General features: G+C 63.8%; 15 protein-coding genes. 1 reads left to right on the plus strand and 14 read right to left on the minus strand.

Annotated features, from left to right (window positions below; all coding sequences use genetic code 11):
• Nucleotides 1-66 precede the first annotated feature (66 nt).
• On the plus strand, nucleotides 67-1,350 hold the full coding sequence (gene lplT, locus AAGF34_RS06185) for a lysophospholipid transporter LplT (RefSeq protein ID WP_342619740.1): 1,284 nt from the start codon (nucleotides 67-69) through the stop codon (nucleotides 1,348-1,350).
• Between the two features lie 18 nt (nucleotides 1,351-1,368).
• On the opposite strand, the gene AAGF34_RS06190 is transcribed toward lplT, so the two are convergent.
• The 14 genes from AAGF34_RS06190 to AAGF34_RS06255 all read right to left on the minus strand — a co-directional run bounded on the left by AAGF34_RS06190 (nucleotide 1,369) and on the right by AAGF34_RS06255 (nucleotide 25,655).
• Nucleotides 1,369-2,370, minus strand: a complete 1,002-nt coding sequence (locus AAGF34_RS06190) for an aldo/keto reductase (protein WP_342619741.1) — start codon at nucleotides 2,368-2,370, stop codon at nucleotides 1,369-1,371.
• A 64-nt stretch (nucleotides 2,371-2,434) separates the two neighbouring features.
• Nucleotides 2,435-5,554: a response regulator gene (locus tag AAGF34_RS06195; protein WP_342619742.1), complete on the minus strand. Its 3,120-nt coding sequence runs from the start codon at nucleotides 5,552-5,554 to the stop codon at nucleotides 2,435-2,437.
• A 56-nt stretch (nucleotides 5,555-5,610) separates the two neighbouring features.
• Nucleotides 5,611-6,918, minus strand: coding sequence for a DUF3443 family protein (locus tag AAGF34_RS06200; RefSeq protein WP_342619743.1), 1,308 nt, complete (start codon nucleotides 6,916-6,918; stop codon nucleotides 5,611-5,613).
• A gap of 43 nt (nucleotides 6,919-6,961) precedes the next feature.
• A complete protein-coding gene (locus AAGF34_RS06205; RefSeq protein ID WP_342619744.1) occupies nucleotides 6,962-7,444 on the minus strand; it encodes a DUF2844 domain-containing protein in 483 nt (160 codons plus the stop codon).
• Nucleotides 7,431-9,881 carry a hypothetical protein gene (locus tag AAGF34_RS06210; protein ID WP_342619745.1) on the minus strand — a complete coding sequence of 817 codons (2,451 nt, stop codon included), beginning with the start codon at nucleotides 9,879-9,881 and terminating at the stop codon, nucleotides 7,431-7,433. Before AAGF34_RS06210 ends, AAGF34_RS06205 begins: the two co-directional genes overlap by 14 nt.
• Nucleotides 9,882-18,050 carry a cytochrome c3 family protein gene (locus AAGF34_RS06215; protein ID WP_342619746.1) on the minus strand — a complete coding sequence of 2,723 codons (8,169 nt, stop codon included), beginning with the start codon at nucleotides 18,048-18,050 and terminating at the stop codon, nucleotides 9,882-9,884.
• A complete protein-coding gene (locus AAGF34_RS06220) occupies nucleotides 18,047-19,876 on the minus strand; it encodes a cytochrome C (RefSeq protein ID WP_342619747.1) in 1,830 nt (609 codons plus the stop codon). Before AAGF34_RS06220 ends, AAGF34_RS06215 begins: the two co-directional genes overlap by 4 nt.
• Before the next feature lie 14 nt (nucleotides 19,877-19,890).
• Nucleotides 19,891-20,784 (minus strand): hypothetical protein, encoded by an 894-nt coding sequence (locus tag AAGF34_RS06225; protein WP_342619748.1) that lies wholly within the window; start codon nucleotides 20,782-20,784, stop codon nucleotides 19,891-19,893.
• 139 nt (nucleotides 20,785-20,923) lie between these two features.
• Nucleotides 20,924-21,331 carry a hypothetical protein gene (locus AAGF34_RS06230; RefSeq protein WP_342619749.1) on the minus strand — a complete coding sequence of 136 codons (408 nt, stop codon included), beginning with the start codon at nucleotides 21,329-21,331 and terminating at the stop codon, nucleotides 20,924-20,926.
• 74 nt (nucleotides 21,332-21,405) lie between these two features.
• Nucleotides 21,406-21,828 carry a DUF4399 domain-containing protein gene (locus AAGF34_RS06235; RefSeq protein ID WP_342619750.1) on the minus strand — a complete coding sequence of 141 codons (423 nt, stop codon included), beginning with the start codon at nucleotides 21,826-21,828 and terminating at the stop codon, nucleotides 21,406-21,408.
• A 192-nt stretch (nucleotides 21,829-22,020) separates the two neighbouring features.
• Nucleotides 22,021-23,310, minus strand: coding sequence for an NAD(P)-binding domain-containing protein (locus tag AAGF34_RS06240; protein ID WP_342619751.1), 1,290 nt, complete (start codon nucleotides 23,308-23,310; stop codon nucleotides 22,021-22,023).
• 25 nt (nucleotides 23,311-23,335) lie between these two features.
• On the minus strand, nucleotides 23,336-24,634 hold the full coding sequence (locus AAGF34_RS06245) for a tetratricopeptide repeat protein (RefSeq protein WP_342619752.1): 1,299 nt from the start codon (nucleotides 24,632-24,634) through the stop codon (nucleotides 23,336-23,338).
• A 12-nt stretch (nucleotides 24,635-24,646) separates the two neighbouring features.
• Nucleotides 24,647-25,114, minus strand: a complete 468-nt coding sequence (locus AAGF34_RS06250) for a cytochrome c-type biogenesis protein (protein WP_342619753.1) — start codon at nucleotides 25,112-25,114, stop codon at nucleotides 24,647-24,649.
• Entirely contained in the window at nucleotides 25,107-25,655 is a 549-nt protein-coding gene (locus AAGF34_RS06255; protein ID WP_342619755.1) for a DsbE family thiol:disulfide interchange protein, read from the minus strand. Before AAGF34_RS06255 ends, AAGF34_RS06250 begins: the two co-directional genes overlap by 8 nt.
• Nucleotides 25,656-25,703 lie beyond the last annotated feature (48 nt).

Consider the following 25,703-nt stretch of genomic DNA (forward strand, 5'->3'; position numbering starts at 1 on the left):
ACATCGTTTGAAGCCCCATCACAATACCCACAGCGTTGGTCACTCCAGCGCGGCATTCCCGGATCAATGAAACGCGGCTTTTTCACCATCATGTCGGCGCAGTTCTTCAGCTCGCTGGCCGACAACGCACTGTTTGTGGCAGCGGTGCAACTGTTACGTGGCGGAGGTGCTCCCACCTGGCAACAGGCGGCGCTGGTGCCCATGTTTGCTTTGTTTTACGTGGTGTTGGCGCCTTTTGTGGGCGCGTTTGCCGATGCCTTGCCCAAGGGGCGCGTGATGCTGCTGAGCAATTCCATCAAGGTAGTGGGCTGCCTGATGATGCTGTTCGGCACGCACCCGCTGATGGCCTATGCCGTTGTGGGTCTGGGGGCTGCGGCCTACTCGCCCGCCAAATACGGCATCCTCACCGAACTGTTGCCAGCGTCCCAACTCGTCAAGGCCAATGGCTGGATCGAGGGCCTAACCATCTCCTCCATCATTCTGGGCGTGCTGCTGGGCGGCCAGTTGGTAGGCCCCAAGATTTCCGCGCATCTGCTGGCGTTTGACCTTCCTCTGATAGACACCGGCATCAATACACCACCGGAAGCCGCCATCTGCGTGCTCATTTTTGTCTACTTGCTGGCGGCCTGGTTCAACACACGCATTCCGCTCACCGACTTTCCGTTGCGTCCCATGCCGCGCAACTTCCTGGGACTGCTGCCCGATTTCTGGCACTGCAATGTGCGGCTGTGGCGCGACCGCCTGGGACAGATCTCGCTGTCCACCACCACCCTGTTCTGGGGTGTGAGCGGCAACCTGCGCTACATCGTGCTGGCCTGGGCTGCGGCTGCGCTGGGCTATAGCGTGACGCAGGCCTCCGCCCTGGTCGGCGTGGTGGCCATCGGTACGGCCGTGGGTGCGGTAGCAGCTTCGCTGCGCATGCGGCTGGAGCACGCCACCAACGTCATGCCGCTGGGCATAGGCATGGGGCTGCTGGTCATCCTGCTGAACTTCATCGACAACGTCTGGGTGGCAGCGCCTTTTCTGGTGCTGCTGGGCGGGCTGGGCGGCTTTCTGGTCGTGCCCATGAATGCCCTGCTGCAGCACCGCGGCCACAACCTGATGGGCTCGGGTCGCTCCATTGCCGTGCAGAACTTCAACGAGCAGGCCTGCATCCTGGGGCTGGGCGGCTTCTACAGTCTGTCCACCGGACTGGGACTGTCGGCGTTCGGCGCCATCACGGTGTTCGGCGTGGTGGTGGCCGGCTTCATGTGGGTGATCAAGCGCTGGCACGAGCGCAACTGCATCGAGCACTCCGCCGAGGTCGAATACCTGCTCGACATTGCCCGCAACGACGACATGCACAGCTGAAGCTGTGCATGCGCGCCTTCAGGCGAATTGCTCGGTATCCACTTCGCCGGTGGCTTGCGGGTCGTAGCGCGGCCCGTGCACCGTGCTGTTGTTGATCAGGCCTTCGAGCTGCTGCATCACGTCGGCGCTGAGCACCACGTTGTCAGCTGCGGCGTTTTCCAGAATGTGATCGAGCTTCTGGCTGCCCGGAATCGGAATGATGTGCGGCGCCTTGTGCAGCAGCCAGGCCAGCGCCAGTTGCGACGGCGTGCAACCCACCTGCTCCGCCAGTTGCCGGTAGGGCGTAAGCAGCTCCAGATTTTTGGCGTAGGTCGCAGGCTCGAAGCGGGGCATGCTGCGACGTATGTCCTTGGCGTACAGCGCAGTGACATCGTGCAACCGGTCGCACAGATAGCCGCGCGCCACCGGACTGAATGCCACAAAGGCCACGCCCAGCTCGCGGCAGGCGTCCAGTGCGGCGATTTCCGCATTGCGGCTCCATAGCGAATACTCGGTCTGCAAAGCAGTGATAGGGTGCACCGCATGGGCGCGGCGCAAGGTGACAGCAGATACCTCGCTCAAGCCGATGCTGCGCACGTAGCCCTTTTCCACCATGCGTGCCAACGCACCCACGCTGTCTTCGATGGGCACCTTGCGGTCCCAACGGTGCAGGTAATACAGATCGATGACATCCACACCCAGGCGGCGCAGGCTGGCCTCGATCTGGCGCATCAGGGTTTCGGGACTGCCGTCGATCACGCGCACGGGCTTGCCGTCGACCTTGGTGATCTCCATGCCGCATTTGCTGGACAGCACGTAGTCGTTGCGGCGGTTGCGCAGCACGCGGCCCACCCGCTCCTCGTTCATGCCGGCGCCATACAGCGTGGCGGTATCCATCAAGGTGTAGCCCGCGTCCAGGGCACCGAGCAGGGCCCGTTCACCCTCTTCTTCGCTGACCGCCGGTCCGTAGGCATGGTCCAGGTTCATACACCCCAGACCGATGCGCCCGACCTGAAAACTTCCCAGTGCACGCTTTTGCATTTCAACCTCTTGTTTGGTAACGACTTGATAAGCGGGCCATACCTTACCTCAACTTGCAAAGAGGCTACTTCAGCGCCTGCAGCAAGGCCGCATACAGAACGCGGGCAGGCAGCGGCTTGGTCACGAAGCCATCCATGCCGGCCTCCATGCAGCGCACCCGATCCTCCACAAACGCATTGGCTGTCATCGCCACGATGGGCACATCTCCATAGTTCGGCAACTGACGGATGGCGCGGGTGGCCTCCAGCCCGCTCATGCGCGGCATCTGCATGTCCATGATGATGAGGTCGTAGAGGAGCTGACCCGCCCGCTCCACCGCTGCCACGCCATCCTCCGCGACGTCCACCACAAAGCCGGCCTCCTCCAGCATGTAGCTGGTGATCTCGCAGTTGACCGGCTCGTCTTCCGCCAGCAGCACGCGCTTGCCGGCATGGCGGGCTTGCAACAGCATACGCAATTCGTCGTCGTCTGCATCGCTGTCTGCGAAATCCGCGTCCGGGTTCTTCTCCAGCCGCACCGTGAACCAGAAGGTACTGCCCGCACCCGGCGCGCTGGTGGCGCCGGCCTCGCCGCCCATGAGGCGCGCCAACTGCGCCGTGATGGCCAGGCCCAGACCGGTTCCGCCGTACTTACGCGTGATGGAGTTGTCCGCCTGCTCAAAGGCCTCGAACAAACGCTGCAGGGCATGGGGTTCAATGCCGATGCCGGTGTCCTCCACCTCCAGGCGCAGAGTGACACTGGTCGGCGTTTCCTCCAGCAGCATGGCCCGCACGATGATCTTGCCGGACTCGGTGAACTTGACCGCGTTGGAGGCGTAATTCAGCAATGCCTGCTGCAGCCGCGTGACGTCACCAATCAGGTTGAGCGGCATGGCGGGCACCTCGCTGACCAGCTCCAGGTTCTTGGCGCGGGCGCGGTCCGCCACCATGGACATCACATTCGCCACCACCTGTTCCACGCGCAGGGGCACGGCTTCGAGGGTGAGCTTGCCCGCATCTATCTTGGACAGGTCCAGGATCGCGTCGATGATGCGCAGCAGATGCCGGCTGGCACCCTCCAGCTTGTCCAGCCGGTTCGATTGCTCGTGCGTGAGACCGTCCTTGCGGATGAGTTGCGCCATGCCGGTGATGGCGTTCAGGGGCGTGCGGATCTCATGGCTCATATTGGCCAGGAAATCCGCCTTGGCCCGCGACGCGAACTCGGCGTCGATGCGGCGCTGCCGGTCTTCAATCGCATCCAGCCCATAGGCGAGATTGCCCGCCAGCTCCTCCAGCAGAACCACCTCATCCGCAGCAAAGGCGTCTTCCTCGGCGGCATAGATGGAAACCACTCCCCGCATGCCGCTCTTCTTGGCAAACGGCAGGGCAATGCTGGAGCGGTAGCCATGGATGAGCGCCGCCTCGCGCCATGGGGCCGTGTTGGGGTTCTGCAAGTAATTGCGATTGACCTGCACGACACCGGACCGCAGCGCTGTGCCCACCGGGCCCCTGCCATATTCGGAGTCGCCGCTCCAGGAAATCTGTATCGTTGCCAGATAGCCGTCATCAATGCCCCACTGCGCTTCTGGTACCACCGACCGCTTGTCATCCTGCTGCGCGTAACCCACCCAGGCCATGCGGTAGCCACCCTTTTCGCAGACTAGGCGGCAGATGTCTTCCAGCAGCTGGTGCTCACCTTCGGAGCGCGCCAGCGTGATGTTGGTATCGCTCACCAGGCGCAGGGCACGCGCCGCCCTCTCGCGGGCTTCTTCCGCATGGCGGCGCTGTGTGACGTCATGAAAGTTCACCACCACCTGCTTGAGCGGGCCATCGGTCTCGAACTCTGGAAATGCGCTGACCTCCAGCCACACCACGTCCTCACGACCCGGCACGCGCACGCCCAGCGCGATGTCCTTGAGTGCCTTCTGTTCACGAATCACCCGGCTGATTGGGTATTCGTCCGGTGCCAGCCTGCGACCGGTGGTGTCCACAAAGCACCAGGCTGGATCGACTGCCACCTTGCCTTCCATCTGCTCCCGGCTCAGGCCCAGCAGTTTGGAGGCAATGGCATTGCAGAACAGCACATGGGTGTCCGGCGCGTGCACGACCAGCCCGGTCTGCAGATTCTCCAGTAGCGTGCGCTGGCGCAGTTCGGTCTGTGCAAGCTCGGCATTTTTGCTCTCCAGCGCCCTCTGGCTGTTCTGGAGTGAATCCACCAAATCCTGCAAGCGCATGCGCGACTGGCTGATCTGGCGCGCCAGCACCAGTATCGAAAGAACCAGCAATGCGGCCAGGCTGAGCACCTCTGCCGCCTGGCGCTGCCACCCCTGAAGTGCCGCATCCACCGGCATGCCCACATTCACCACGTAGCTGTACTTCACACTGCGCCGGTACGACGAGAGCCGAGGAATCGCATCCGGCCCCAAGTCGTCGCTGAAATAGGTTCCCTGCATCGGGTCACGCTTGAAAGCCTGCTCAAAGCTCCTGCTGATTCGCATGCTCCCCATAGGCATTTGGTTTTCACCACCGAACACCTTGCGAACCATCAGGCTCATATCCCGGTGCCGTAGCGTCAGCGAACCACCGTCCTCCATGGGTACTTGGGACAGCAAAGACTTGAGCTCGTCCAATGTCACAGAGGCGTACACGATGCCGGCAAAGCTCCCGTCATCATGGTTGAAACGACGTGCAAAGGTGACCACCGCCAGGCCGGAAGTCCTGCTGACAACGGGCTTGGCCATGAACAGACCGGCCCCCGGGTCATCACGCAAATAGACGAAGAACTCGCGGTCGCCCACGCTCACCGCGGTTGCTGGAAGGTCCGGCCCATACACCACCCGACCCTGCGCGTCGGTTGCCCGCAGATAGGCCACGTGCCGTACCCGTCCGGCCTGTGTTTCCAGGTAGCGGGTAATGGCCGCGCGCTCGGGATGCAGGGTTGCGCTCTGACGTTTGATTTCATCAGCCGACGCCAGCAGTGCCACGTCAATCTGATCAATCAGGCCGTCCACCGTCTGGTTGACCGATGCCGCCAGGTTTTGCGTGGTACTGCGCAGGCGCGCCGTGGCGCTTGCGCGCAACTCAAGGACCGCGTAGAGGGAGCCCACGCAGAGCAACAGGCAGACCGTCAACGCTGCGCCATACAGGAACCTGCGCTCCTTGCGCGCAGCATGCCTATCGGGGTTGACGTTCACTGCAGTTTCCATCGGGCTGCGGATCCTTTATTTGGACCTATCTTAGCCCCCGAGCACCCCGGAACTGCTTACAGCGGCGCCCAGGCATACCAGGGCGCCGTCAACGCGCCGGCCTGTTGCCAGATTGCCAGATACACCTGGCGCCCATAGAAGAACGGCATGCCCCAGGCAAAGGAGCTGCCCGCCGTGGGTGTGGCACCCGCCGCGTCGCCAAAAGCGGTATTGCTGGTGGCAAACAGACCTTCGGCATTGCCGATCTGGAACGCCACCGGCACCCGGTTCTGCGTGGGGTTGTCACCATCTGACACCAGCGCACTCACGTTCAGCGTGTTCTTGGGGCAATACCAGGTGGAGCCCTGGCAGCGCGGCAATGTGGCATCGGTAAAGAACAGACCATTGGTGCCGGTATCCAGGTAACTGCCGGCAAAGGTGGTGCCGTTGTACTGCGTGCTGACGTTCAGGTAAGCGTTGGGGTGGTTGACGTAGTCCACACCCAGATAGACCTTGGTGGCATTGGATGGCACGGTGTTGTTGGCCGCACTGTTGAGGCCCAGGATCAACTCGCCGCTGGCGCTGGCCGCGCCCGGGTCGCCCACGGCGGGCATCTTCAGCACCACGCCGTTGTTGTAAGGCGCAGGCAGCGCAGCCACCGGGTTGTAGACCTGCAGGTTGGCCGGCACCGCAGCGGGCGTACAGGCCGCGGAACTGGTGGCGCCCTGCGGGCAGCTGTAGTACTGCACAAAAGTCCCGCTGTAGTTGCCCGCCACGCAGTTCAGTCCACAGTCCAGCGTGGTGCTGCCGATGCCCAGAATGCCGTTGGAGCCCAGCGTGGCCGCCGAGTCCAGGATGTTCCTGTCGGCGGCGTTGTAGCAGTCGCTGGTGTAGCGGACGGCGGCATTGGGATCGTCCTCGATCAGCTGCACCGCCACGGCTGTGGCGGTCTGCTGGCCCAGCACCACATCGGCCACGGCATTGGCGCCCCACAGTCCGCCGATGACGAACGGAAAACACTCCCAGGCGTTCTGGGTCGGGCCTTGTGCGAGCGTGACCGGTGGCAGATTCAGCGCCTTGACTTTGCTGGCCAGCACGCGCAAACCCACCGAGCCGGTATCCACCTGCACATGGTCTATCGACACACAGCGGCTGGCATCGCCGGGCGCGCACACGGTGACGGTGGCATACAGGATGTTGGCATTGGGTGTGAACTGGAAGGCACGCGGCCCGTCCTCCACCTTGACCGGCAAGTTGTTCACCGTCTGCACAAACGCGGTTGCCACAGCCGGGCTCAAGCCCAGGCTGTTCAGGCCGCTGCCGCTGATCGTGGTGGTGGTGGAGTCACCACCACCGCCGCCACCGCAGGCCGCGAGCACGGCCACGCAGCACAACACTCCCATCCATGTGCACCAAGCCCGCATGCGACTACTCCCAGCCCAGGCTGGCGACACTCACACCCGGCGGCAACAACGAGCGGCGGTAGGCATAGCCCACATATGCCTGCAAGTGCCCGGACGATTGCACCACCACATCGCTGTCGTCATGGCGGAACTGGCGCTGGATGCCGCCATGCTGCGCCGCCGCTTGGGCCGCGCTGGCGTAGCCGGGAAATGCGCTGCCCAGCAGGACGGAGAGGTCGGGCTTGGAGCGGGTGTTCCAGCGCAGCGCAAACACCCGCCCATTGCCCGCCAGGTACTGCACCACCCGCGAGCCGTCGGGTAGCTGCAGCTCCTGCACGGTGTAGCGCATCATGGCCGCCACGGAACGGCGCGCACCCAGTTGCGTGCCTTCACGCTCCACCGATGCCTGGGTTTCCCCCAGCGCAGCCCAGGCTGTTGCGGCATGCGCACACAGCAGCGTGACAAGCCACGCATGGCGCCCGCGGCGCGTACGGCTACTGGAAGTCATAGCGGTAGCCCAGGTAGAAGAAGTACGACTCGCTGCTCTCGTGGTTGCCGGGACCGTCGGTCTGCGAAGTCTCGTAAATGCCCTCGGCCATCAGGTTGGCCCGGTTGGAGAGCTTGTAGGACACCCGCAGCCCGGGCGAGATGCGAACCACCTTGGTGTCGGTGTTGTCGGTCTGCGTGTAGTAACGGATGGAGGGCTCCAGGCTGAGCTTGTTGCCCATGAAACCGGTCAGGTTGTTGTACGCCAGCTGGGTGCCGTTCATGGTGTCGCTGCTGATGAAACTGACGTTGAAGCCATTGATGTCACGGCTGGAATACAGGTTGGAGCCGGTGAGCTGGAACGACACGTTGTACTGCGCGCCGGTGGCGGGCTGGGCCTGGAAGTTGCCCACTGCAGGCAGCGCGCCCACATCGGCATAGCGCAGGTCCATGGAGCCCTGCCACTGGCTGGAGAGGGCTCGCGAAAAGCTCAGCATGGCCTGGCGCGCCTCGGCCGCAGTGCCCAGCGCCAAGGCCTGCGCCTGGTCCAGGCTCATGGTCTGCAGCAGCGTGGACAGCGACGACTTGCCCGATGCGATGAGCGCGTCGCTGAGCTGCAGCGAGGGCGCCTTGCGGTCATCCACCAGCATGGTCACCGTGGTGTCGTACGGTCCCTGGAACGAGCCCTGCAGCGTGAAAGCGTTAAGCACATTGAAGTTGATGTCGTAGTCGAGCTGGGTGTACATGGACAGCGTGTCACCGAAGTAGCGCACCTCCATGCCAATGGCGCGGCGGTCCGAGATGCCCTCGGTGGTCTGCTCCACCAGCGAGATGTTGCCGCCCCAGTGCTCGAACAGGTTGTCGGCCTCCAGCATCACGCCGGCCAGGTTCTGCTGCGGCGCCGACACCAGTGTGTTGGCCGGTACGCCCACCATGGCATCGAGTTTGTAGTCTTCCCACACCGGCATGGCCATGGACACGCCATCAAACAGGCCGAACAGCGAGCCGCCAATGGCCGATTGGCGCCCCACCCGCAGGTCTAGCCGGTTGCTGAGGTTGCGGTAGTCCACATAGGCGGCACTCACCAGCCCCTGTGTGGTGGAACTCAGGCTGCTGGCCGTGGACAGGTTGTCGGAGTGGGAGCCGCGCATCACCAGCTTGGTGACCGAGTCGTCGCCCTCGTAGCGGCCGGTGGCGTCCCAGCTGGAGACCAGCACCGACTGGTTGGTGCGGGTCAGCGTGTTCTGGTCGATGCCGGAGGCGATGTTGACCAGCGAGTCGGTCTTGGTCTGGCCGCCGTAGTAGTACTGCGAAATGCTGCCGGTGGCGCTCATGCGCTTTTTCTCGGCGGTTGCGGCTGCTGCAGGTGCAGCAGCCGTGGCCGGTGCCACCGCACCTAGCGCCTGCAGCCGCTGCGTCACACGGGCCACCGCTTCGCCCTGCGGATACAGGCGCAGGTAGAGCTGGTATTCGGTGCGCGCCTTGTCGCTGCGGCCCATGGCTTCCCAGGTGCGGCCTATGAGTTCCTGCGCCTCGGGCGTAGACGGGTTGGGCGGCAGCATCAGGGCCTGGTTCAGGCTGTCGATGGCATCCTGGTAGCGCTGCGCGGCAAAGGCGGTGCGCGACTGCTCCAGCAACGCTGCGCCCTGACCATCCACGTCGCTCACGTTCACTTCCACCTGGGGTTGCGACGCGGGCCGCGTCGGTTGCGCCGCCGCGGTTGTGCTGGGGGGCGCTGGCAATGCAGCGGTCGGCGGCGGCGTGTCCAGACTTTGCACGCTGGCCTGCGGGAACGCCCGCAAGGCGCGCTGGCGCACTTGCTGCGCATCCTGTTCGCTGCGGAAGTAGCCCAACACCAGGTCATAGCCCGCGTTGCTGCCACGGCTTTGCGTGAACACTTCGTAGTTCTGGAACTCGGCTGGTATGCGGGGCGTGGCCGCGCCGTCCACCACGGCCGACTGCAGCACCACCGCGTAGTGCCGATCCCGCGCGTCCTCGGCCATGGCCGGCAAGGTGGGGGCCTGCGTGTCTGCTGCGGCGTTGCCCAGCACCAGATCGATGGTGCGGGCGCCCGGCCCCTGGCGCGCCTGCAGCAGCACCTTGCGGCTCAGATGCAGGCTGATCAGTTTGGTCTGCGCGCGCTGCACCGGCACGTAGCTGAGGTCTATGGTGGGCCGCTCACCGTCGCCGGATAGCCGCTTGCCTTCTTCCACCGACTGGGTCAGCACCGCTTCTTCTGCCGCGACGATCTGAAAGCCCAGCTGCGCCAGATCGGTGGGCACGGTGTTCGAGGGCGCCTGGCGCAGAAAGCGCACGTTGGCCGCAAAGGTGATGCGCGCCACGGTGGATGCGCCGTCGGCCAGCCACTCCACGCTCTCAATGGTCTGCGCCTGCGCAGCCAGGCTCCACAGCAACAAAGCCATGCCCAACCCAAGCCCCATGCGTGCTGACGTCTTCACTCAGGGCCCTGTCGGTATCGGTTTGGTGCGGGTCAGGCCACGCATCTGGCGCGGAATGATTTCACCGTTGGTGATGTGGCAGCCCACGCAATTCATCGGGTCACCGGATGGCTGGTACTGCGGCGAGAGATGCTGGTAGGTCACCGGCTTCCAACCCGTGGTCTTATGGCAGCTGTCGCAGGAGCGCGCCGTCATGAAGTGGCCTGCGGGCTTGGCCGAGGCACTCATGCCGTTGTGGCAGGCCATGCAGGTGTTGGGCGACACGCCGTTGTGGTTGAACTGCGCCGGCGTCCAGGTGGTAGTGCGGTGGCAGGTGTCGCAGGAGTTGGGCACCATCAAATGGCGCGGTGGCATGCCCGAGGCGGACTTGCCGTCGTGGCAGGTCTTGCACTGGCCGGGTCGCACGCCTTGGTGATCGAAGCTATTGCCCAGGGTGCCGCGGCTGGGCTTGCCGGCCTGCAGGTTGGGGCGGATGCGGCCCATGTCCGGGCTGACCAGCGCTTCGCGCATCATGGGGCGCTGCAAGGCGCGGAAGCCGCCGTTGAAACTATGGCAGTTGCTGCAGTCGTTGGGCGCCTTGCGGCTGGCCGTGGTGTGCTTGCTCGGTATGCGGGTGAGCAGGTTGGTGACGTTGGTCCACGACAGGCCGTACTCGTGGCAGCTCTGGCACTGGATGCTGGCCAGCGCGGCGTTGGCATGCATGGTGGAGGCGGCGGTGCCGCTCTTCATGTCGACGCCGCTGAACGCCGTGGTGCCCACGTGGCAGGCGTCGCAACTGAGCACGCCGGTGGGCACGTGCGAGGCCACGGCGGCCACCGTCTTGGGCTGGTAGTTGATGGGCGGCGGCGAGGTGCACGAGGCCTGCGTGGTGCAGCCGGCAAAAGGCGCAGTGCCGCTGGTGCCGCCGGTACCCACGGTGTGGCAGGTCTTGCACGATGCGTTGCCCAGCGTGGCGGTGGTGTACTTCACCACGGCGGAGGGGATGGTGATGCCGGTGTGCAGGATGGCGTTCGATGCCAAGCCGCCGCTGGAGGAGTAGTCGCCCGGTGTGGTGTGGCAGGTGGCGCAGGAGGTGACCGTGGTGGGCATGTGGCCGGCTGGCTTGCCCTCGGCAGTGAAGGCGCTGGTACCGGCGTGGCAGAGCGAGCAGTCGCCCGTGTCCAGCGTACTGCCGGTGTGGCCCGCATCGGTGTAGCCGTAGGTGGTGGCGGTGGCGCCGGGGCGTGTCTGGAAGCCGTTGTAGGCCTGGGTGGGCACGGCCAGATTCAGGCTGGCCGGTGTACGCGGGTAATTGGCCATGCCCAGCCACACATAAGCGCGCTCGTGGCAGGTCTTGCAGGCAAAGCCGGTGCTGTTGGCATGGATCACCGTGCCGGAGGCCAACGGCGACGCAAACCGGGTACCGGTGCTGGTCACGGACACCAGGCCGCTGGGCACGGTGGCCGAGTGGCAGGTTTCGCAGCTGGCGGTGTAGGGAATGTGCGTGCCTGAGCCCGGCGTATTGCTCGAGGCGGGGATGGCCACCAGTGCAGTGACGCCACTGAAGGTGGTGTTGCTGATGCCAGGGCCGTGGCATGCGGCGCAACCGGTAGAGAAGCCCGCATGGCTGAACTTGCCACCGGCAAAGCTGGCACCGGTCTGCACCGGCGTGGTGGTGGGCACGTGGCAGACCTCGCAACCGGTGGAGCCAAACGGAATGTGGTTGGACACACTGGCTGGCGACTTGATGGAGAAGCCCACCGACGGGATGGCATAGGCCGCGGCATTGGTCGAGCTATGGCACTGCGCGCAGTTGGCGGTGGTAGACGGCGCGTAGGTATGGATATTGGTCACCGTGGGCAACGGGCTGAAGTCGATGGTGCTGGTGACATAGGCGCCGCCCACCAAGGACAGGTTGGTGTGGCAGTTCTGGCACTGCGCGCTGGCACTGGTGGGAATGTGGTTGGCCGGCTTGGCTACGGCGGAGAAGTTCACCGTGCTGCCGTGGCAATTGGAACAGTCGCCTGTGGCGGGGTGGTTGGCATCATTCACCGAAGGCGAAGTGCCGCCACTGACCGGCCGCGTCTGGAAGCCGGTGTAGGTTCCGCCACTGACATAGGTGCTCAGGTTTTGCGGATACAGGCTGATGTTGACCCAGGTCTTGCCGTTCTCATGGCAGGCGTTGCAGCCGGTGGTCACGCCGGTGTGGATCATGGCGCCGGTGACCGTGGGGCTCTTGAACTTGGTGAGGCCCGGCGTGGTCACGCTGGCCGAGGCCGACACCAGCGTGGACGGCGTAGCGCCCAGGTGGCAGACCTCGCAGCTGCTGTTCACCGGAGAGGGAATGTGCCCGGTGCTGCCGGAGGTGGTGGCGGGCAGCACCACGATGGCACTGATGCCCTTGAAACTGCTGCCGCTGATGCTGCTGCCGTGGCAGGCATCGCAGCCGTTGCTGATGCCGCTGTGGCTGAACTTGCCCGCAGCAAAGGTGGTGCTGGTGCTGCCCGCCTTGGACAGGCCAGTAGGAATGTTCAGGTGGCAGACGCCGCAGTCCAGCCCTGCCGGGTTGGGCACGTGCGCGGGCGAGAGCAGCGGCGTGGTCGGCGTGACCGGCACCAATGCGCCCTGGAAGCTGCCGGAGTTGATGCTGCTGTCGTGGCAGGTAGCGCAGGACGATGTCACGCCGCTGTGGCTGAAGGCCGAGTTGGCGAAGGTGGGGCTGCCGGTCACCGGCGTGCTGGCGATGCTGGAGTTGCTGCCCACGTGGCAGCTTTCGCAGCCCAGGTTGGCCATGGGGATGTGGTTGTTGGCCGGTGCCTTGATGGTCATGGCCGCGGTGTTGTAGAGCGCGGCATTGGCGGCGCTGTGGCACTGGGCGCAGTTGGTGCTGGTGGACGGCGCATTCGCGTGGATGGCCGTGATGGTGGGCATGGCACTGTAGTTGGTGCTGGTGTGGCAGTTGCTGCAGGCCACGTTGGCCGTGGGAATGTGGTTGGCTGGCTTGACGTTGGTGGCCCATTCCACAAAACCGCTGTGGCAATTGGCGCAGTCGCCGCTGGTGGGGTGCACGCTGTCGGCCACGCTGAAGGTAGTGGGGCTGGCGTAGGGCCGTGTCTGGAAGCCGCGGAACGGCGCGCTGTTGGTGATGGGATACGGCGACATGCTCATCCACTGCATGTCTTTCTCGTGGCAGCTGGCGCAGCCGCTGGTGACGCCGCTATGGATCATGGTGGAGGTGGGCGCGGGCGCCAGGAAGCCGCTGTTGGGCGCCGCATGCGACGCATTGCCCGGCACCAGGCTGGACGGCATGCTGCCCAGGTGGCAGTTCTCGCAGGTGGTGGACGTGGGCAGGTGCGAGGTGGAAGCGGCGCTGGCCGAGGGTGGCATGACCACGATGGTGCTGATGCCCTGGAAGCTGGTGCCGCTGATGCTCTGGCCATGGCACTCGGCGCAGTTGGCCGACATGCCCGTGTGGCTGAAGGCCGAGGAGCCGAACGTGGGCGAGCCCGTCACCGGCGTGGTGGCCATGCTGGAGCCGCTGCCCACGTGGCAGCTCTCGCAGCCCAGGTTGCGCATAGGCACGTGGTTGGTGCCGGGGCCGACGATGGTGCGGCTGGCGCTGCTGTAGGTGGCGGCATTGGCCGCGCTGTGGCACTGGGCGCAGTTGCTGCTGGTGGACTGGATGTTGGCGTGGATGGCGGTGATGGTGGGGTGCGTGCCCCAGCTCACGTGGCAGGAACTGCAGCTGGCACTGGCCGCATAGGGAATGTGGTTGGCCGGCCTGGAAGGTGCACCGAAGGCCGATGTGTCGCCATGGCACTGGACGCAGTCACCCGTGGTCGGGTGGCCCGCATCAGCCATCGAATAGCCCGCGGCGGCGGCCTGCGGCCGGGTGTGGAAACCGGTGTAGAGCTGCGACGGGTTGCTGGCGTTGAAGGTGGCGGGGCTGCGCGGGTAGGCGCTCATGCCCACCCAGGACATGCCGGCCTCGTGGCAGCTGGTGCAACCGGAAGCGATGCCGTTGTGGATGGCCGTGGTGTCAGGCGGCGCGGTGGCAAAGCCGCTGCCGGGCACGGTGCGTGGCGTGGTCACCGCCATCAGCGTAGAGGGGATGCTGCCCGCGTGGCAGTTCTCACAGGTGGTGGAGCTGGGGATGTGGGCCGTGGCGCCACTGGTCGGCGGCATCACCACAATGTTGCTCACACCGTAGAAGGTGCCGCCCGTCACCGTGGGGCCGTGGCAAGTGGCACAGCCGGTGGTGATGTAGGTGTGGATGAACTGCCCACCACTGAACGAGGGGCTGCCGCTGTAGCCGGTGGAAGGCACCAACCCTGACGGAATGCTGTTGACGTGGCAGGTTTCGCAGCCGATGTTGTTGGACACCGGGATATGGCTGGGCGTCAGGCTGGCCACGGTCTTGGGCGTGACGCCATCAAACGTGCCGGCCACCACGTTCACGCCGTGGCAGGTGGAGCAGCCGGTGCTGATGCCGCTGTGGCTGAAGGCCGAACCAGCAAAGCTGGCACCGGTGGTGACCGGCGTGCTGGTGATGCTGGAGCCGGCACCCACGTGGCACTGCGCACAGCCCAGGTTGCCCATGGGAATGTGGTTGACGGTGGGCGTCTTGATCGGGTTCTGCGTAGTGGTGGGCGCATACAGCGCGGCATTGGCCGTGCTGTGGCACTGCTCGCAGTTGCTGCTGGTGGACTGCAGCTTGGCGTGGATGGCGGTGACCGTGGGCGCCACGCCGAAGCTGGTGTGGCAGTCGCCACAGGCGGCAGTGGAGAGATAGGGAATGTGGTTGGGCGGCTGCGAGGGCTGGCCAAACGCCGTGGTGTTGCCATGGCACAGCGAGCAGTCGCCCGAGCTGGTATTGGGGTGGGCGGCGTCGGCGATGGAATTGCCCCCGCCACCGGAGACTGGCCGCGTCTGGAAGCCACGGTACAACGTCGTGGTGCTGGCCTGCAGCGTGGAGTAGTTGCGCGCGTAGGCGCTCAGGTCCATGCCGGCCCAAGTCATGCCGGCCTCATGGCAGCTGCTGCAGCCGGAGGTCACGCCGTTGTGGAGGGTGGTGGCCGAGGGCGGTGCATTGCGGAACAGGCTGCTGCCGATGGTGGCGCTTGAAGACGCCGGCACCAGCGTGCTGGGCTTGGCACCGGCGTGGCAATCCTCGCAGGTGGTGGATGTAGGCAGGTGCGACGTGCTGCCCGAAGGCGAGGTCGGCGGCATCACGATGAGCGGGTTCACACCAAAGAAGCTGCTGCCCGACAGCGTAGGGCCATGGCAGGAAGCGCAGCCGGTGCTGATGCCGGTATGGCTGAACTGCGCGTTGGCAAAGGTGGTCATGCCCGCTGACGGCACCAGGCCGCTGGGGGCGCCCGCCACGTGGCAACTGTCACAGGCTGCCGTGGTGGGCACGTGCGCGGGCGACAGGCTGCCCATGGTCATGGGGAAGACCCCTGCAAAGCTGGAGGCCGTTACGGTTGAACCATGGCAGGTGGCGCAGCTGACGGTAGTTCCAGCGTGGTTGAACAGCGAGCCCGAGAACCGGGCGCCATCGGGCACCGGCGTAGTGGCGATGCTGGAGTTGGCGCCCACGTGGCAGCCCTCGCAACCCAGGGTGCCGGTGGAGATGTGCTTGGCCGGTAGCGTGACGATGCCGGTTCCATTGCGCATGTTGGCACCGTACAGCGCCGCGTTGGCGGGGCTGTGGCATTGGTCGCAACCCGTGCTGGTGGACTGGATGTTGGCGTGGATGGCCGACACCGTGGGCAGCGCGCTGAAGTCGCCGTGGCATGCGCCGCAGGTGGCAGACGCCGCATACGGTATGTGGTTGGCAGGCATGGCCGGGCCGCCGAAGGCCACGGTATTGCCGTGGCACTGCGCGCAGTCGCCGGTGGCCGGGTGGGAGCCATCCGCCAGGGAGAAGCCGGCTCCCGCACTGGTGGGCCGCGTGTTGAAGCCGTTGTAGAGCTGGTTGGGGTTACCGGCGTTGAAGCTGGCCGGCACACGCGGATAGGCGGTCATGCCGAGCCAGGACATACCGGCTTCGTGGCAGCTGTTGCAGCTGGCCGAGGTGCCGTTGTGGATCATGGTGGCGGTAGGCGGCGCGTTCTGGAAGCCGCTGCCCGGCAAGGTGTGACCGGCGGTAACGGACAGCAGTGTGGACGGCACACTGCCGGCATGGCAGTTCTCGCACGTGGTAGTGGTAGGAATGTGCGACAGGTCGCCCGCAGGCGATGTGGGCGGCATGGTGACGATGCCGGTGATGCCATAGAAAGTACCGCTGCCCACGCTGGCGCCATGGCAGGTTTCGCAGCCGCTGCTGATGCCGCTGTGGCTGAAGCGCCCGCCGGCAAACGTGGTGCCGGAAGTGGCGCCGGTGAGCGGCACCAGGGTGGCGGGCACGCTGTTCACGTGGCAGGTTTCGCAGGCCAGTGCGGTAGGCACGTGGGGCGGGTTGAGCGTTGCCTTGGTCTTGGGCACCACACCGTAGAAGGTGCCGGTGGTCACGCCGTCGCCATGGCAGTTGGCGCAGCCGCTGCTGATGCCGCTGTGGCTGAAGGCTGCGTTGCCGAAGTTGGCGCCGTTCTGCACCGGCAGCGTCAGGCTGGAGTTGCTGCCCACGTGGCAGGCGCCGCAGTCCAGCGAACCCATGGCGATGTGGCCGGCCGGTGGCGCGACGATGGCCGGCACCATGGTGGGCATGGCGTAGACAGCCGCATTGGCGCTGCTGTGGCACTGGGCGCAGTTGGTGGCGCCGCTGACCATGGAAGCTGCGGGCGCATTGGCGTGGATGGCTGCGATGCTGGGCATCTGCGCGAAGTTGGCCGTGTTGTGGCAGGCGCCGCAGGCGGCACCGGTGGCAATCGGGATGTGGTTGGCGGGCCGCTGGATGGCGCTGGGATTGAACGAGATGCCCACGTGGCAGTCGGAGCAGTCACCCGTCTGCGGGTGCTGGGCATCGGCCACGTTGAAGGTACCCGCGGCGAGCTGGGGCCGGGTCTGGAAGCCGGTGTAGCCCATCATGGGGTAGAGCTGCATGCCAAGCCACTGCGCATTGGTGTCGTGGCAGGCCACGCAGTTGCTGGTCACGCCTGCGTGCACCATGGTCACCGTGGGCTTGGGCAGCTGGAAAGCGGTACCGGGCACGGTGCTGGTGGCATTGGGGTTGATGAGCCCCGAAGGCATGTTGGCGGTGTGGCAGACCTCGCAGTTGGTGGAGCTGGGAATGTGCGAGCGCACACCCGGGCTACTGGAGTCGGGCATGACCACGATGCTGCTGATGCCAGCAAAGCTACTACCCGTGATGCCCGGGCCGTGGCAGCTGGCGCAGCCGTTGGTGATGCCGGTATGGGTGAACTTGGCATTGCTGAACTTCGCTCCTTCCACCACCGGCAGGGTCAGGCTGCTGCCGGCGCCCACGTGACAGGTTTCGCAGCCTTGTCCGTTCATGCCGATGTGGTTACCCGGCGCCCCGACCAGTGGCGGCGACATAGTGGGCATGGCGTAGGCCGCGGCGTTGGCATTGCTGTGGCATTGCGCGCAATTGCCGGTAGTGGACTGCGCGTTGGCGTGGATGGCGGAGATGCTGGGCATCACCGAGAAGTCGGAATTGGTGTGGCAGGCCACGCAGGGCACGGCTGCGGTCGGGATATGGTTGGCCGGCATCTTGGGGCCGGTGAACTGGAGCGTGGTATGGCACTTGCCGCAGGGCGTGTTGTTGCCCAGCACCGCCATGTGCATGGCGTCGGACGGGTTGGTCACCACGCCCGGATGGGGGTTACGCGAGTCGTGGCAGTTCAGACAGGTCTGCGGTGCCACCGAGACGTGGCTGAAGACACGCAGCGCGTCCTGGAACTGCGACATATTGGGCGCGTGGCACGACTCACACGGCGCGTTGCGCGTGGGAATGTGGTTGGTCGGCATGACCGTGGTGGCACGCGGATTGTTCCAGCCGTGGCAGGCCTCACAGGTCTTGGGTGTGCCCTTGAAGATGCCCTTGGTATGGCAGGTCTCGCAGCGCACATTCTGGTGCTGGGCATTGAGCACGAAGCCGGTGCTGCTGTGGTCGAAGTCAGCGCCGGTCTGCTGCGCATGGGCGATGTGGAGCAGGCCCAGTTGCAACAGCACCAGAGCCAACAACCTCCACCAGTTTCCCCAAACAACGCGCATTGATTTTGTCTTCATGGAAGAGCCCCCTGTCCAACGCGGCTCTTCACCTTCTTCCAGCTCTCCACCAGGTGACACTGTTCACAGCGGGGGCCGAAACCTCCGTTGTGCACATCCTGACTCCGATGGCACGAAACACAGGCGGTGCCCAGTGGCGCTATGTCCTTGCCCGCGGGGGCCGGCCGCTTGTGGCAGCTCTCGCACGCTGCTTTGGCATGCGCGAACTCCAGGCGGTACTGGGTCTGGTTGTCGTGGTCGAAAGACCAGGTGCTCCAGGCCCGGGTGTTGTGACAGGACTCACAGCGCACACCGAGTACTTGCTTGTGCTTGTCCTCGTTTTTATGGCAGGAGAAGCAATCTCTTGGCGCGTCTTTGTAACGGAGTGTTGCGTGGCACTTGCTGCATTCGGTCAGGATGTGCCGCCCTGTGAGCGGGAAGCGCGACTTGCCATGGTTGAAGGTTGTGCCTCTCCAGCTCTTGTCGCTGTGGCAGCTGTCGCACTTCTCGCCGAGCTGGGTCTGGTGCTCATCGTCCTTCTTGTGGCAACTGATACATGCAACAGGCGTGTTACGAAAACTCACCAAATCCTTGTGGCATGCGCTGCACTCCACACCGGGTGCGGCATGCGCATTGCGCAGCGCAAAGCGTGTGCGCTCGTGGCGGAAGCGCCCGGACGTATTTTTCCAGCCCTGCTCGCCGTGGCAGCTGGCGCAATCGTGGCCCAGGGTGTCCTTGTGCTTGTCGTCCTTTTTGTGGCAGCTGTAGCAATCCTTGGCTGCATCCTTGAAGACCTGGCTCTTGTGGCATTCCTTGCATTCCACCTTGGCGTGCTTACCCAGTAGCGGAAAGTCGGTCTTCTGGTGGTTGAACTTGCCCACCTCTTTCCAGTCCTTCTCCACATGGCAGGCCGCGCAGTTGGTGCCCTGGGTTTCCTTGTGCTTGTCGTCCTTCTTGTGGCAGGCGTAGCAGTCCTGGCTTAGCTTGTCCTTGTACAGGTTGCCACTGTGGCAGCTCTTGCAGCTGGCGTCGTGGTGCTTGCCCTTGAGCACATATTTGGTGTCGGTATCGTGGTTGAAGTTGGCCGGCTTCCAGGCCTTGGTGCCGTGGCAGGTGTCGCACTTCTCGCCGAACTGGCCCTTGTGTCCTTTTTGCTCATCCACCTTGCGGTGGCAGGCGTAGCAGGTGGTGGGTGTGTCCTTGTAGACATTGTCCTTGTGGCAGTCGGTGCACTTGGTGTCCACATGTTTGCCAGTGAGCGGGAACCGGGTGGTGTCGTGGTCGAAGCGGGCCTCCTTCCAGTCGGACTCGGTGTGGCAGTCGGCGCACTTGGGCCCGAGCTGGCCTTTGTGCTTGTCGTCCTTCTTGTGGCAGCTATTGCAGTCCTGCGCCGCCTCACGGAACTTCTTGCCGGTCACGTGGCATTTCTCGCACGCCACTTTGTCGTGCTTGCCGCGCAGCGTGAAGTCGGTCTTCTTGTTGTGCTCGAAGGTCTTGTGGTCAAAACCGGTGGTCTTGAGCTCACGCCCCTTGTGGTCGGTGTGGCAGGTCTTGCAGGGCGTGGGCTGCTCCAGCCGCCCGTGGAAGCCCGCCTTGGCGCGCACATCGGCACCGACCTCCTTGTGGCAGGCCATGCACAGCCCGTCCTGCGCCTTGCGGTCCAGGCGCACATGGCATTGCTTGCAGTCGTCCTCGTATTTGGCGTGGTCCTGCATCAGCTTGCCCGGCGCCATGATGGATTCAATACCTTGTGCATGCACCGCGGTCTCCCCCACAAGCAACAACCCCAGAAGCAACAGACACAACACATGGCATATCGCTTGCGGTATTCGGGTGGATGTCGCCATGGTGTCGCACGTTGTCAATACGCGTGCACCGCGTATACGTGAACCAGCGCGGTCACGATCAGCACATACACAAACGGAATATGTGCCACGTGCCACAGCGAGAACAGGAACGCATAAGCAGAAAACTGCGATACGCTGACCACGGCATTCAGATAGCGGTCCACCATCTTCTTGGCCTTGGAACGTCTGCGTTGCAGGTCCTCACGGCTCCAGTGCTGGCTGGCCGCCATTTTCGGCAACAGCATGTCGAGCTCCCTGGCACATTGCTGGTAGACCTTGAACTGCAATACAGGCAACCAGAAGACGGCACGCATATTGGCCACAAAGCCATCGGAGGTCTGCAGCTCACGCTCCTCAAACGCCTTGAGCCGTTGCTCCACATGGGGCGCAAAGGCCAGGCGGGAGCGGGCATCTTCCTTGTCCATACCGGCGTTTTGCGTCACGGTCTTCAAGTCGGTGAGCTCGCCTTGCAGGCCACGGTTGACACGCTGAAACAGGAAGCGCCCGGCCACACCGCTGCCCGCCACCACCAGCATGCTGTACAAGGCCACGGCCGCATTGAGCGAGCCGGTGCGGAAGTTGGAGTGCAGCAAGACCAGCAGTGGACCCAGCACGCCCAGAACGATATGGACCCAGAACCAGATCTTGATATTGCCCCAGCCTTGCGCAAAGCGTACATATTTGCGCAAGGGATAGGTCAGCAAGCACAACATCATGACGGAGCCTGTCACCCCAATCCAGTAGCCCGTGTCATCGCCGGACTGGAACAGGCCCAACTGGCTGATGCCCCAGGTGCCCCACAGCAATGCAACCAGCACGATGTAGACGAGCGAGTCTCCTGCCAGTATCTGGACAGAAGATTTACGCTCGGCGTTCGATGCCGATCTGTTTGGCGGTGCTGCACTCATGTTGTTCGTATCCGGCTCACACGGAGCTCCTCCTGGCTAATGGCAGCGTAGGCCGGTGGCCTTTTTCTCACTGTGCTGCACCATAGTTCGATAGCCATTAAGGATTTCTTAAGGGTGCATCAAACGGGTTGCAGAAAACCTACGGCTGTCGCTTGTCTCGTATCTCGTTGTGGGTTGCACCCTGTGCTTCTTCATGGGGCATCTGTTCGCTGTCGGTGTAGAGCATGGACAACATATAGCTCTTGCTGAAGTCCTGGTGATCGAGTTCGCGCTGCGAATAGGCCAGGGTCGCCTTCAGCAGCGAATACCCCAGAATGCCCAAAATGACCAGGAGGGACCATAGGTCCACCGCGCGCAGATGCACACCCGGCCAGCCGTATTGCGCCATGGCATAGGCCGCCAGCAAAAATACCAGGGTGCACATGCGTACGTAACTGGAGGCCAGGCGTGGGCGCAGCCATTTGACGTTGGTCAAGAAAATACCCAGCAACGAAAAACTCAGCAGCAGTAGCAGCAGGACGCCACCATATATATATATTGGCTTCATGGTGTTGCCTCTATCGGATCGCATGCATTGTTGCGACCTTCACTGACGAATTTCTTAAGACAACCGTAAGCCAATCACTGTGGCTTCACGGTGATGTTGATGGTGCTGCTCATTTCCGGACCATAGGACTCGTGGCGTCCGTTGCCGAATTGCAGTGTCAGCTTGTGCGGTCCGGGTGGCAGGTCGATGCGGGCGCTGGTGAGGCCGGTGCCGTAGTGGATGTGTGTTTCATCCACATCAATCGGCTCACCCTTGGGAACAGGCTCGCCGTCGATGATCAGATGATGGTGACCAGTACCCGGCGTCTTGTCGCGCAACGGTGCAATGCGCATGCCTTCCAGGCCAAACCGTACAGTCACCGGTGATGTGACTTCGGCCTTGTCGAGCGGCTCCAGAAAAAAGACGCGCTCTGCCGCCCGTGCCAGGTTGCCCGCCAATGTGGCCATCAAGAATGCGACGCTCACGCACGAGACGCGCAGGTAGTGTATGTATTGCATGGACGTGCCCTGTGCCTATTTATATTCTGTGTCGGCCACCTGCAATATTTATTGCAAGGCCAACGACTCCGAGGTGATTGTGAGGTATGAATCACCTCACGCATCGCGGGAATACCGTGCGGATCATGCTACAAAATGTAACAACAGCCAGTCTTTGTAACCTGGCACCTGCGGATGTTGCGTGCCCGCGCGTTAGACGGTGCCGAACTTGGTCTCGAAGTCGATGCCTATTTTTCGCAGCAAGGGCGTCGGCAAAAGGCCGCCAGCACAGACGATGACCGCATCGTTGGCCAGCGTGTGCAGCTGTCCGTTCTGCTCCAGCTGGACTTCCTTCTCCAGGATTTCCTTGATGCCGGAATTGAGCAGCACCTGAATGCGGCCTGCTTTTTCGGCCTGCTCCAGCAGGGTTCTGTTCTTGGGTTTGACGCGCGAAAAGGCGGCACTGCGATAGGACAGGGTGACCGTGGTGCCGTCTTGCTCCGCAATGGCAATGGCGGCTTCGAGCGCACTGTCGCCGCCGCCCACTACCAGCACGGATTGGCCCTTGTATTGCTCGGGGTCGATCAGGCGGTAGACCACCTTGGGGCTGTCTTCACCCGGCACATCGAGCTTGCGCGGCGTGCCACGCCGCCCCATGCTGAGCAGCACGCTGCGGGTGACGTAGCCACCCTTGTTGGTCTGCACCACAAAACCGTCGCCGGATTTTTCAATGCTCTCCATGCGCTCGTGAAACGAGATCTGCAGCCCCGTCTTTTCGACAACGCCCAACCAGAACTCGAGCAGCTTTTCCTTTTGCACCTCGCCGAACTTCACCGTGCCGACGATGTCCAGCACCACCGGTGCGGTCATCGCAATCTTGTTGCGTGGATAGTGGTACACCGTGCCACCCAGGGAATCTTCCTGCTCGATCAGCTTGTAGCGCAGCTTGTGGTGCATGGCTGACAGACCGGCCGAGAGTCCCGCCGGGCCGCAGCCCACGATCACCACGTCGTATTCGGCTTGGCCTCCATCGCGCTTGCGCAGTGCGTTGATGGCCTGGCGCCCTTGCTCTGCCGCCTTGCGGATCAGTCCCATGCCGCCCAATTCACCAGCGATGAAGATGCCCGGCACGTTGGTCTCGAACTCACCGCTGATGTGGGGAATGTCGATGCCGCGCTTCTCGGTACCGAACACCAGCTTGATGGCGTCATGCGGACAGGCTGCGAGGCACGCGCCATGGCCTATGCAATGGGAGGCATTGATCAGCACGCCGCGGCCGTTGACGATGCCAATGGCGCCTTCCGGGCACACCGTGGCGCAGGAGCCCGAACCTATGCAACGCACCGGGTCAAACACCGGATGCAGCGAGGGCGGCTCTGCCATGCCACCCTGTATCGATTCCCGCAACTGGGACTTGTCGGTTTCAACCTTCTTCACATGCCGCCGTGAATACAACACGATGACCGCGAGAATGATGGCAGCGTAGAGGTACAGGTAATTCACGACGGACTCGCCGGGCAGACAGGCACTAGGGTTTGACAGCGTCCTTGATTTCGATCTTCAGGCCGGTTGCACCCACGTTCACGACAGCCGACTGGCCCGCGAGGTCACCCGGCTGGGCCATGGCATTGCCGCTCTTGCTGACGCGCGCACCCACGATGACCTTGCTGGCGGCGGACAGCGCGCTGGCGGGCGACATGGCCATGCTGTCATTGAGCGTAAAGTTCAGCGGCAGGTCCTTGACCTGCTTGCGCAGAATCGCCAGGGGCATACGTGAGCCTTCGGCTGCGCGGGCAAACACGAACACGGTGTCTTCCGGTTGGGCCTGCTTGGCCAGTGCCGGCGCGAGGGTGACGGTACCACTTACTACGCCACCGCCTGCAGCGGCTGGTGCCGCATTGCCTGCAGGTGCCGCGTCCAGCGGCTTGGCCGCTGGCGGCATGCCGGCGAGCCGACGGGCTTCCACAATGGCCGGCTCCACCTGCTGTGCGAACACATTGCCCGGGGGCGAGACGGCCACCATCTTTTCCCAGATCTGCACCGCACTGGTGTAGTCCTTGGTGTTGAAGGCCTGGGTACCTGCCAGGTACAAGGCCTTGAGGTTCTTGGGGTCCAGTTTGAGCGCACGCTCCACCAGCTTCATGGGCTCGCCGGTGAGGTCGCTGTTGTTATTGACCGCCATGGAATCGGCGTAATCGGCCAGCAGTGTGGGATCGTCCTTGCGCAGGCTCAAAGCCTTCTCATACGCCTTGAGCGCCTCTGCATGGCGCCCCAGCACGCTGTAGGAACGTGCCAGCATGGACCAACCTTCCACATCATCGGGACGGGACTTGAGTCGCTCAGCCAGCTTCTCGGTCATGGCAGCGATCTGCTCGGCACCCACGGCGTGGGGTGCGGGCTTGCCGTCCGCTGCTACCTGACCCGAATCGGTGGTGCCCGTCAGCGCGCCGGGTGAGCCCTTCCAGGCATATCCGGCCAGCGCCAAAGCCAGCACGCCCACGGCCAGCCCCGTGAGCAGCAGTGGCGAAGGCCGGGGTGCGGTAGCCGGCACGGGCGGAACACTGGCCGCTGCCGTGGCGGCATACGCCGCAGCCGCCGCCTTGCCCGACATCGTGGACTGCTTCCTGGGGTTGGGAGACGCGGCGGCCGTAGCCAGACGGGTAGTCGCCTCGGGCGCTGCGGACAGCACCAGCTCCAGAATGCGCCGCTCCAGCGTGGCCCTTCCCTCCTGGTACTGGGCTTCGGCCAGCACACCGCTGTCGTGCAAGTCCTTGAGTTGGGCCAGCTTCTGTTTGAGGCCTTCAATCGTGTCGGTGGAGGTGTTCATTCGCAATCCAAATCAGTGGGCGGTACGCTCGGTGGCATCTTCGGCGGCGACGCCGTCATCCGGTTCTTCCGGGTCAAACTTGTCGGCAGGCATGCGGTTGCGCCGGCGCAGTATCAGCACCAGCATCACCAGCCCGGCCACCAGCATCACGCCAGGGCCCACCCACAGCAGCACAGTGGTGTTCTTGAAAGGCGGGCGATACAGCACGAAGTCGCCGTAGCGTGCAGTCATGTAGTCCAGGATCTGCTGGTCGGTCTGACCCTTTTGCAGCATCTCGCGCACCTGCTGACGCAGGTCCACGGCGAGGTCGGCATGGGAGTCGGCAATGGTCTGGTTCTGGCACACCAGGCAGCGCAGCTCGGCCGTGATGCTGAGCATGCGCGCTTCCAGCGCCGGATCGGCGGCTGCGGGAGCCGCCTCGTTGGCCGAGGCGATGGACATCCAAGCGGCCATGCACAACAGCAAAAGCCACTTAGACATTGCCGGCCTCCTTCTTGAGCTGCTGGACCAGAGGAATCAGCTTGGTCTCAATGGCCTCAGGCGTGAAGGGGCCGATCTGCTTGTAGCGGATCACGCCTTTGGCGTCGATCAGGAAGGACTCCGGCACACCATAGACTCCGTAATCGATGCCGACCTTACCGTCGTGGTCGAACAGCGAACCGTCGTAGGGGTTGCCAAAGGTGGCCAGCCACTTCATGCCGGCGGCCCGGTCGTCCTTGTAGTTCAGGCCGTAGATGGGCAGCATCTTGGAGCGCGAGAACTCCACCAGCAGGGGATGCTCTTCACGACAGGCCACGCACCACGATGCAAACACGTTGAGCAGCCAGACCTTGCCCAGCATGTCGTCACGCTTGAATGTGGTGTCAGGCTTGTCCAGCAGGCTCAGCGAGAAGGCTGGCGCCGGTTTATCGATCAGCGGTGAGGGTACCTCGCGCGGGTCCAGAAACAGGCCCTTGAACAGAAAGCCGACCAGCCCCAGGAAGATGAACAGAGGCAACAGGAAACGCAGATACTTGCTCATGGTTGCTCTCCGCCGGGCCGCCCCAAGGAGAGCAGCGCCCCCTCGGGG

The organism is Rhodoferax sp. GW822-FHT02A01 (assembly GCF_038784515.1).
Classification (GTDB): domain Bacteria; phylum Pseudomonadota; class Gammaproteobacteria; order Burkholderiales; family Burkholderiaceae_C; genus Allorhodoferax.

Coding starts and splice junctions, on each gene's coding strand:
- lplT (WP_342619740.1), top strand. CDS start 67: ATGAAACGCGGCTTTTTCACCATCATGTCGGCGCAGTTCTTCAGCTCG.
- AAGF34_RS06230 (WP_342619749.1), bottom strand. CDS start 21,331: ATGAAGCCAATATATATATATGGTGGCGTCCTGCTGCTACTGCTGCTG.
- AAGF34_RS06250 (WP_342619753.1), bottom strand. CDS start 25,114: ATGTCTAAGTGGCTTTTGCTGTTGTGCATGGCCGCTTGGATGTCCATC.
- AAGF34_RS06190 (WP_342619741.1), bottom strand. CDS start 2,370: ATGCAAAAGCGTGCACTGGGAAGTTTTCAGGTCGGGCGCATCGGTCTG.
- AAGF34_RS06215 (WP_342619746.1), bottom strand. CDS start 18,050: ATGAAGACAAAATCAATGCGCGTTGTTTGGGGAAACTGGTGGAGGTTG.
- AAGF34_RS06205 (WP_342619744.1), bottom strand. CDS start 7,444: ATGACTTCCAGTAGCCGTACGCGCCGCGGGCGCCATGCGTGGCTTGTC.
- AAGF34_RS06255 (WP_342619755.1), bottom strand. CDS start 25,655: ATGAGCAAGTATCTGCGTTTCCTGTTGCCTCTGTTCATCTTCCTGGGG.
- AAGF34_RS06195 (WP_342619742.1), bottom strand. CDS start 5,554: ATGGAAACTGCAGTGAACGTCAACCCCGATAGGCATGCTGCGCGCAAG.
- AAGF34_RS06235 (WP_342619750.1), bottom strand. CDS start 21,828: ATGCAATACATACACTACCTGCGCGTCTCGTGCGTGAGCGTCGCATTC.
- AAGF34_RS06245 (WP_342619752.1), bottom strand. CDS start 24,634: ATGAACACCTCCACCGACACGATTGAAGGCCTCAAACAGAAGCTGGCC.
- AAGF34_RS06225 (WP_342619748.1), bottom strand. CDS start 20,784: ATGAGTGCAGCACCGCCAAACAGATCGGCATCGAACGCCGAGCGTAAA.
- AAGF34_RS06220 (WP_342619747.1), bottom strand. CDS start 19,876: ATGGCGACATCCACCCGAATACCGCAAGCGATATGCCATGTGTTGTGT.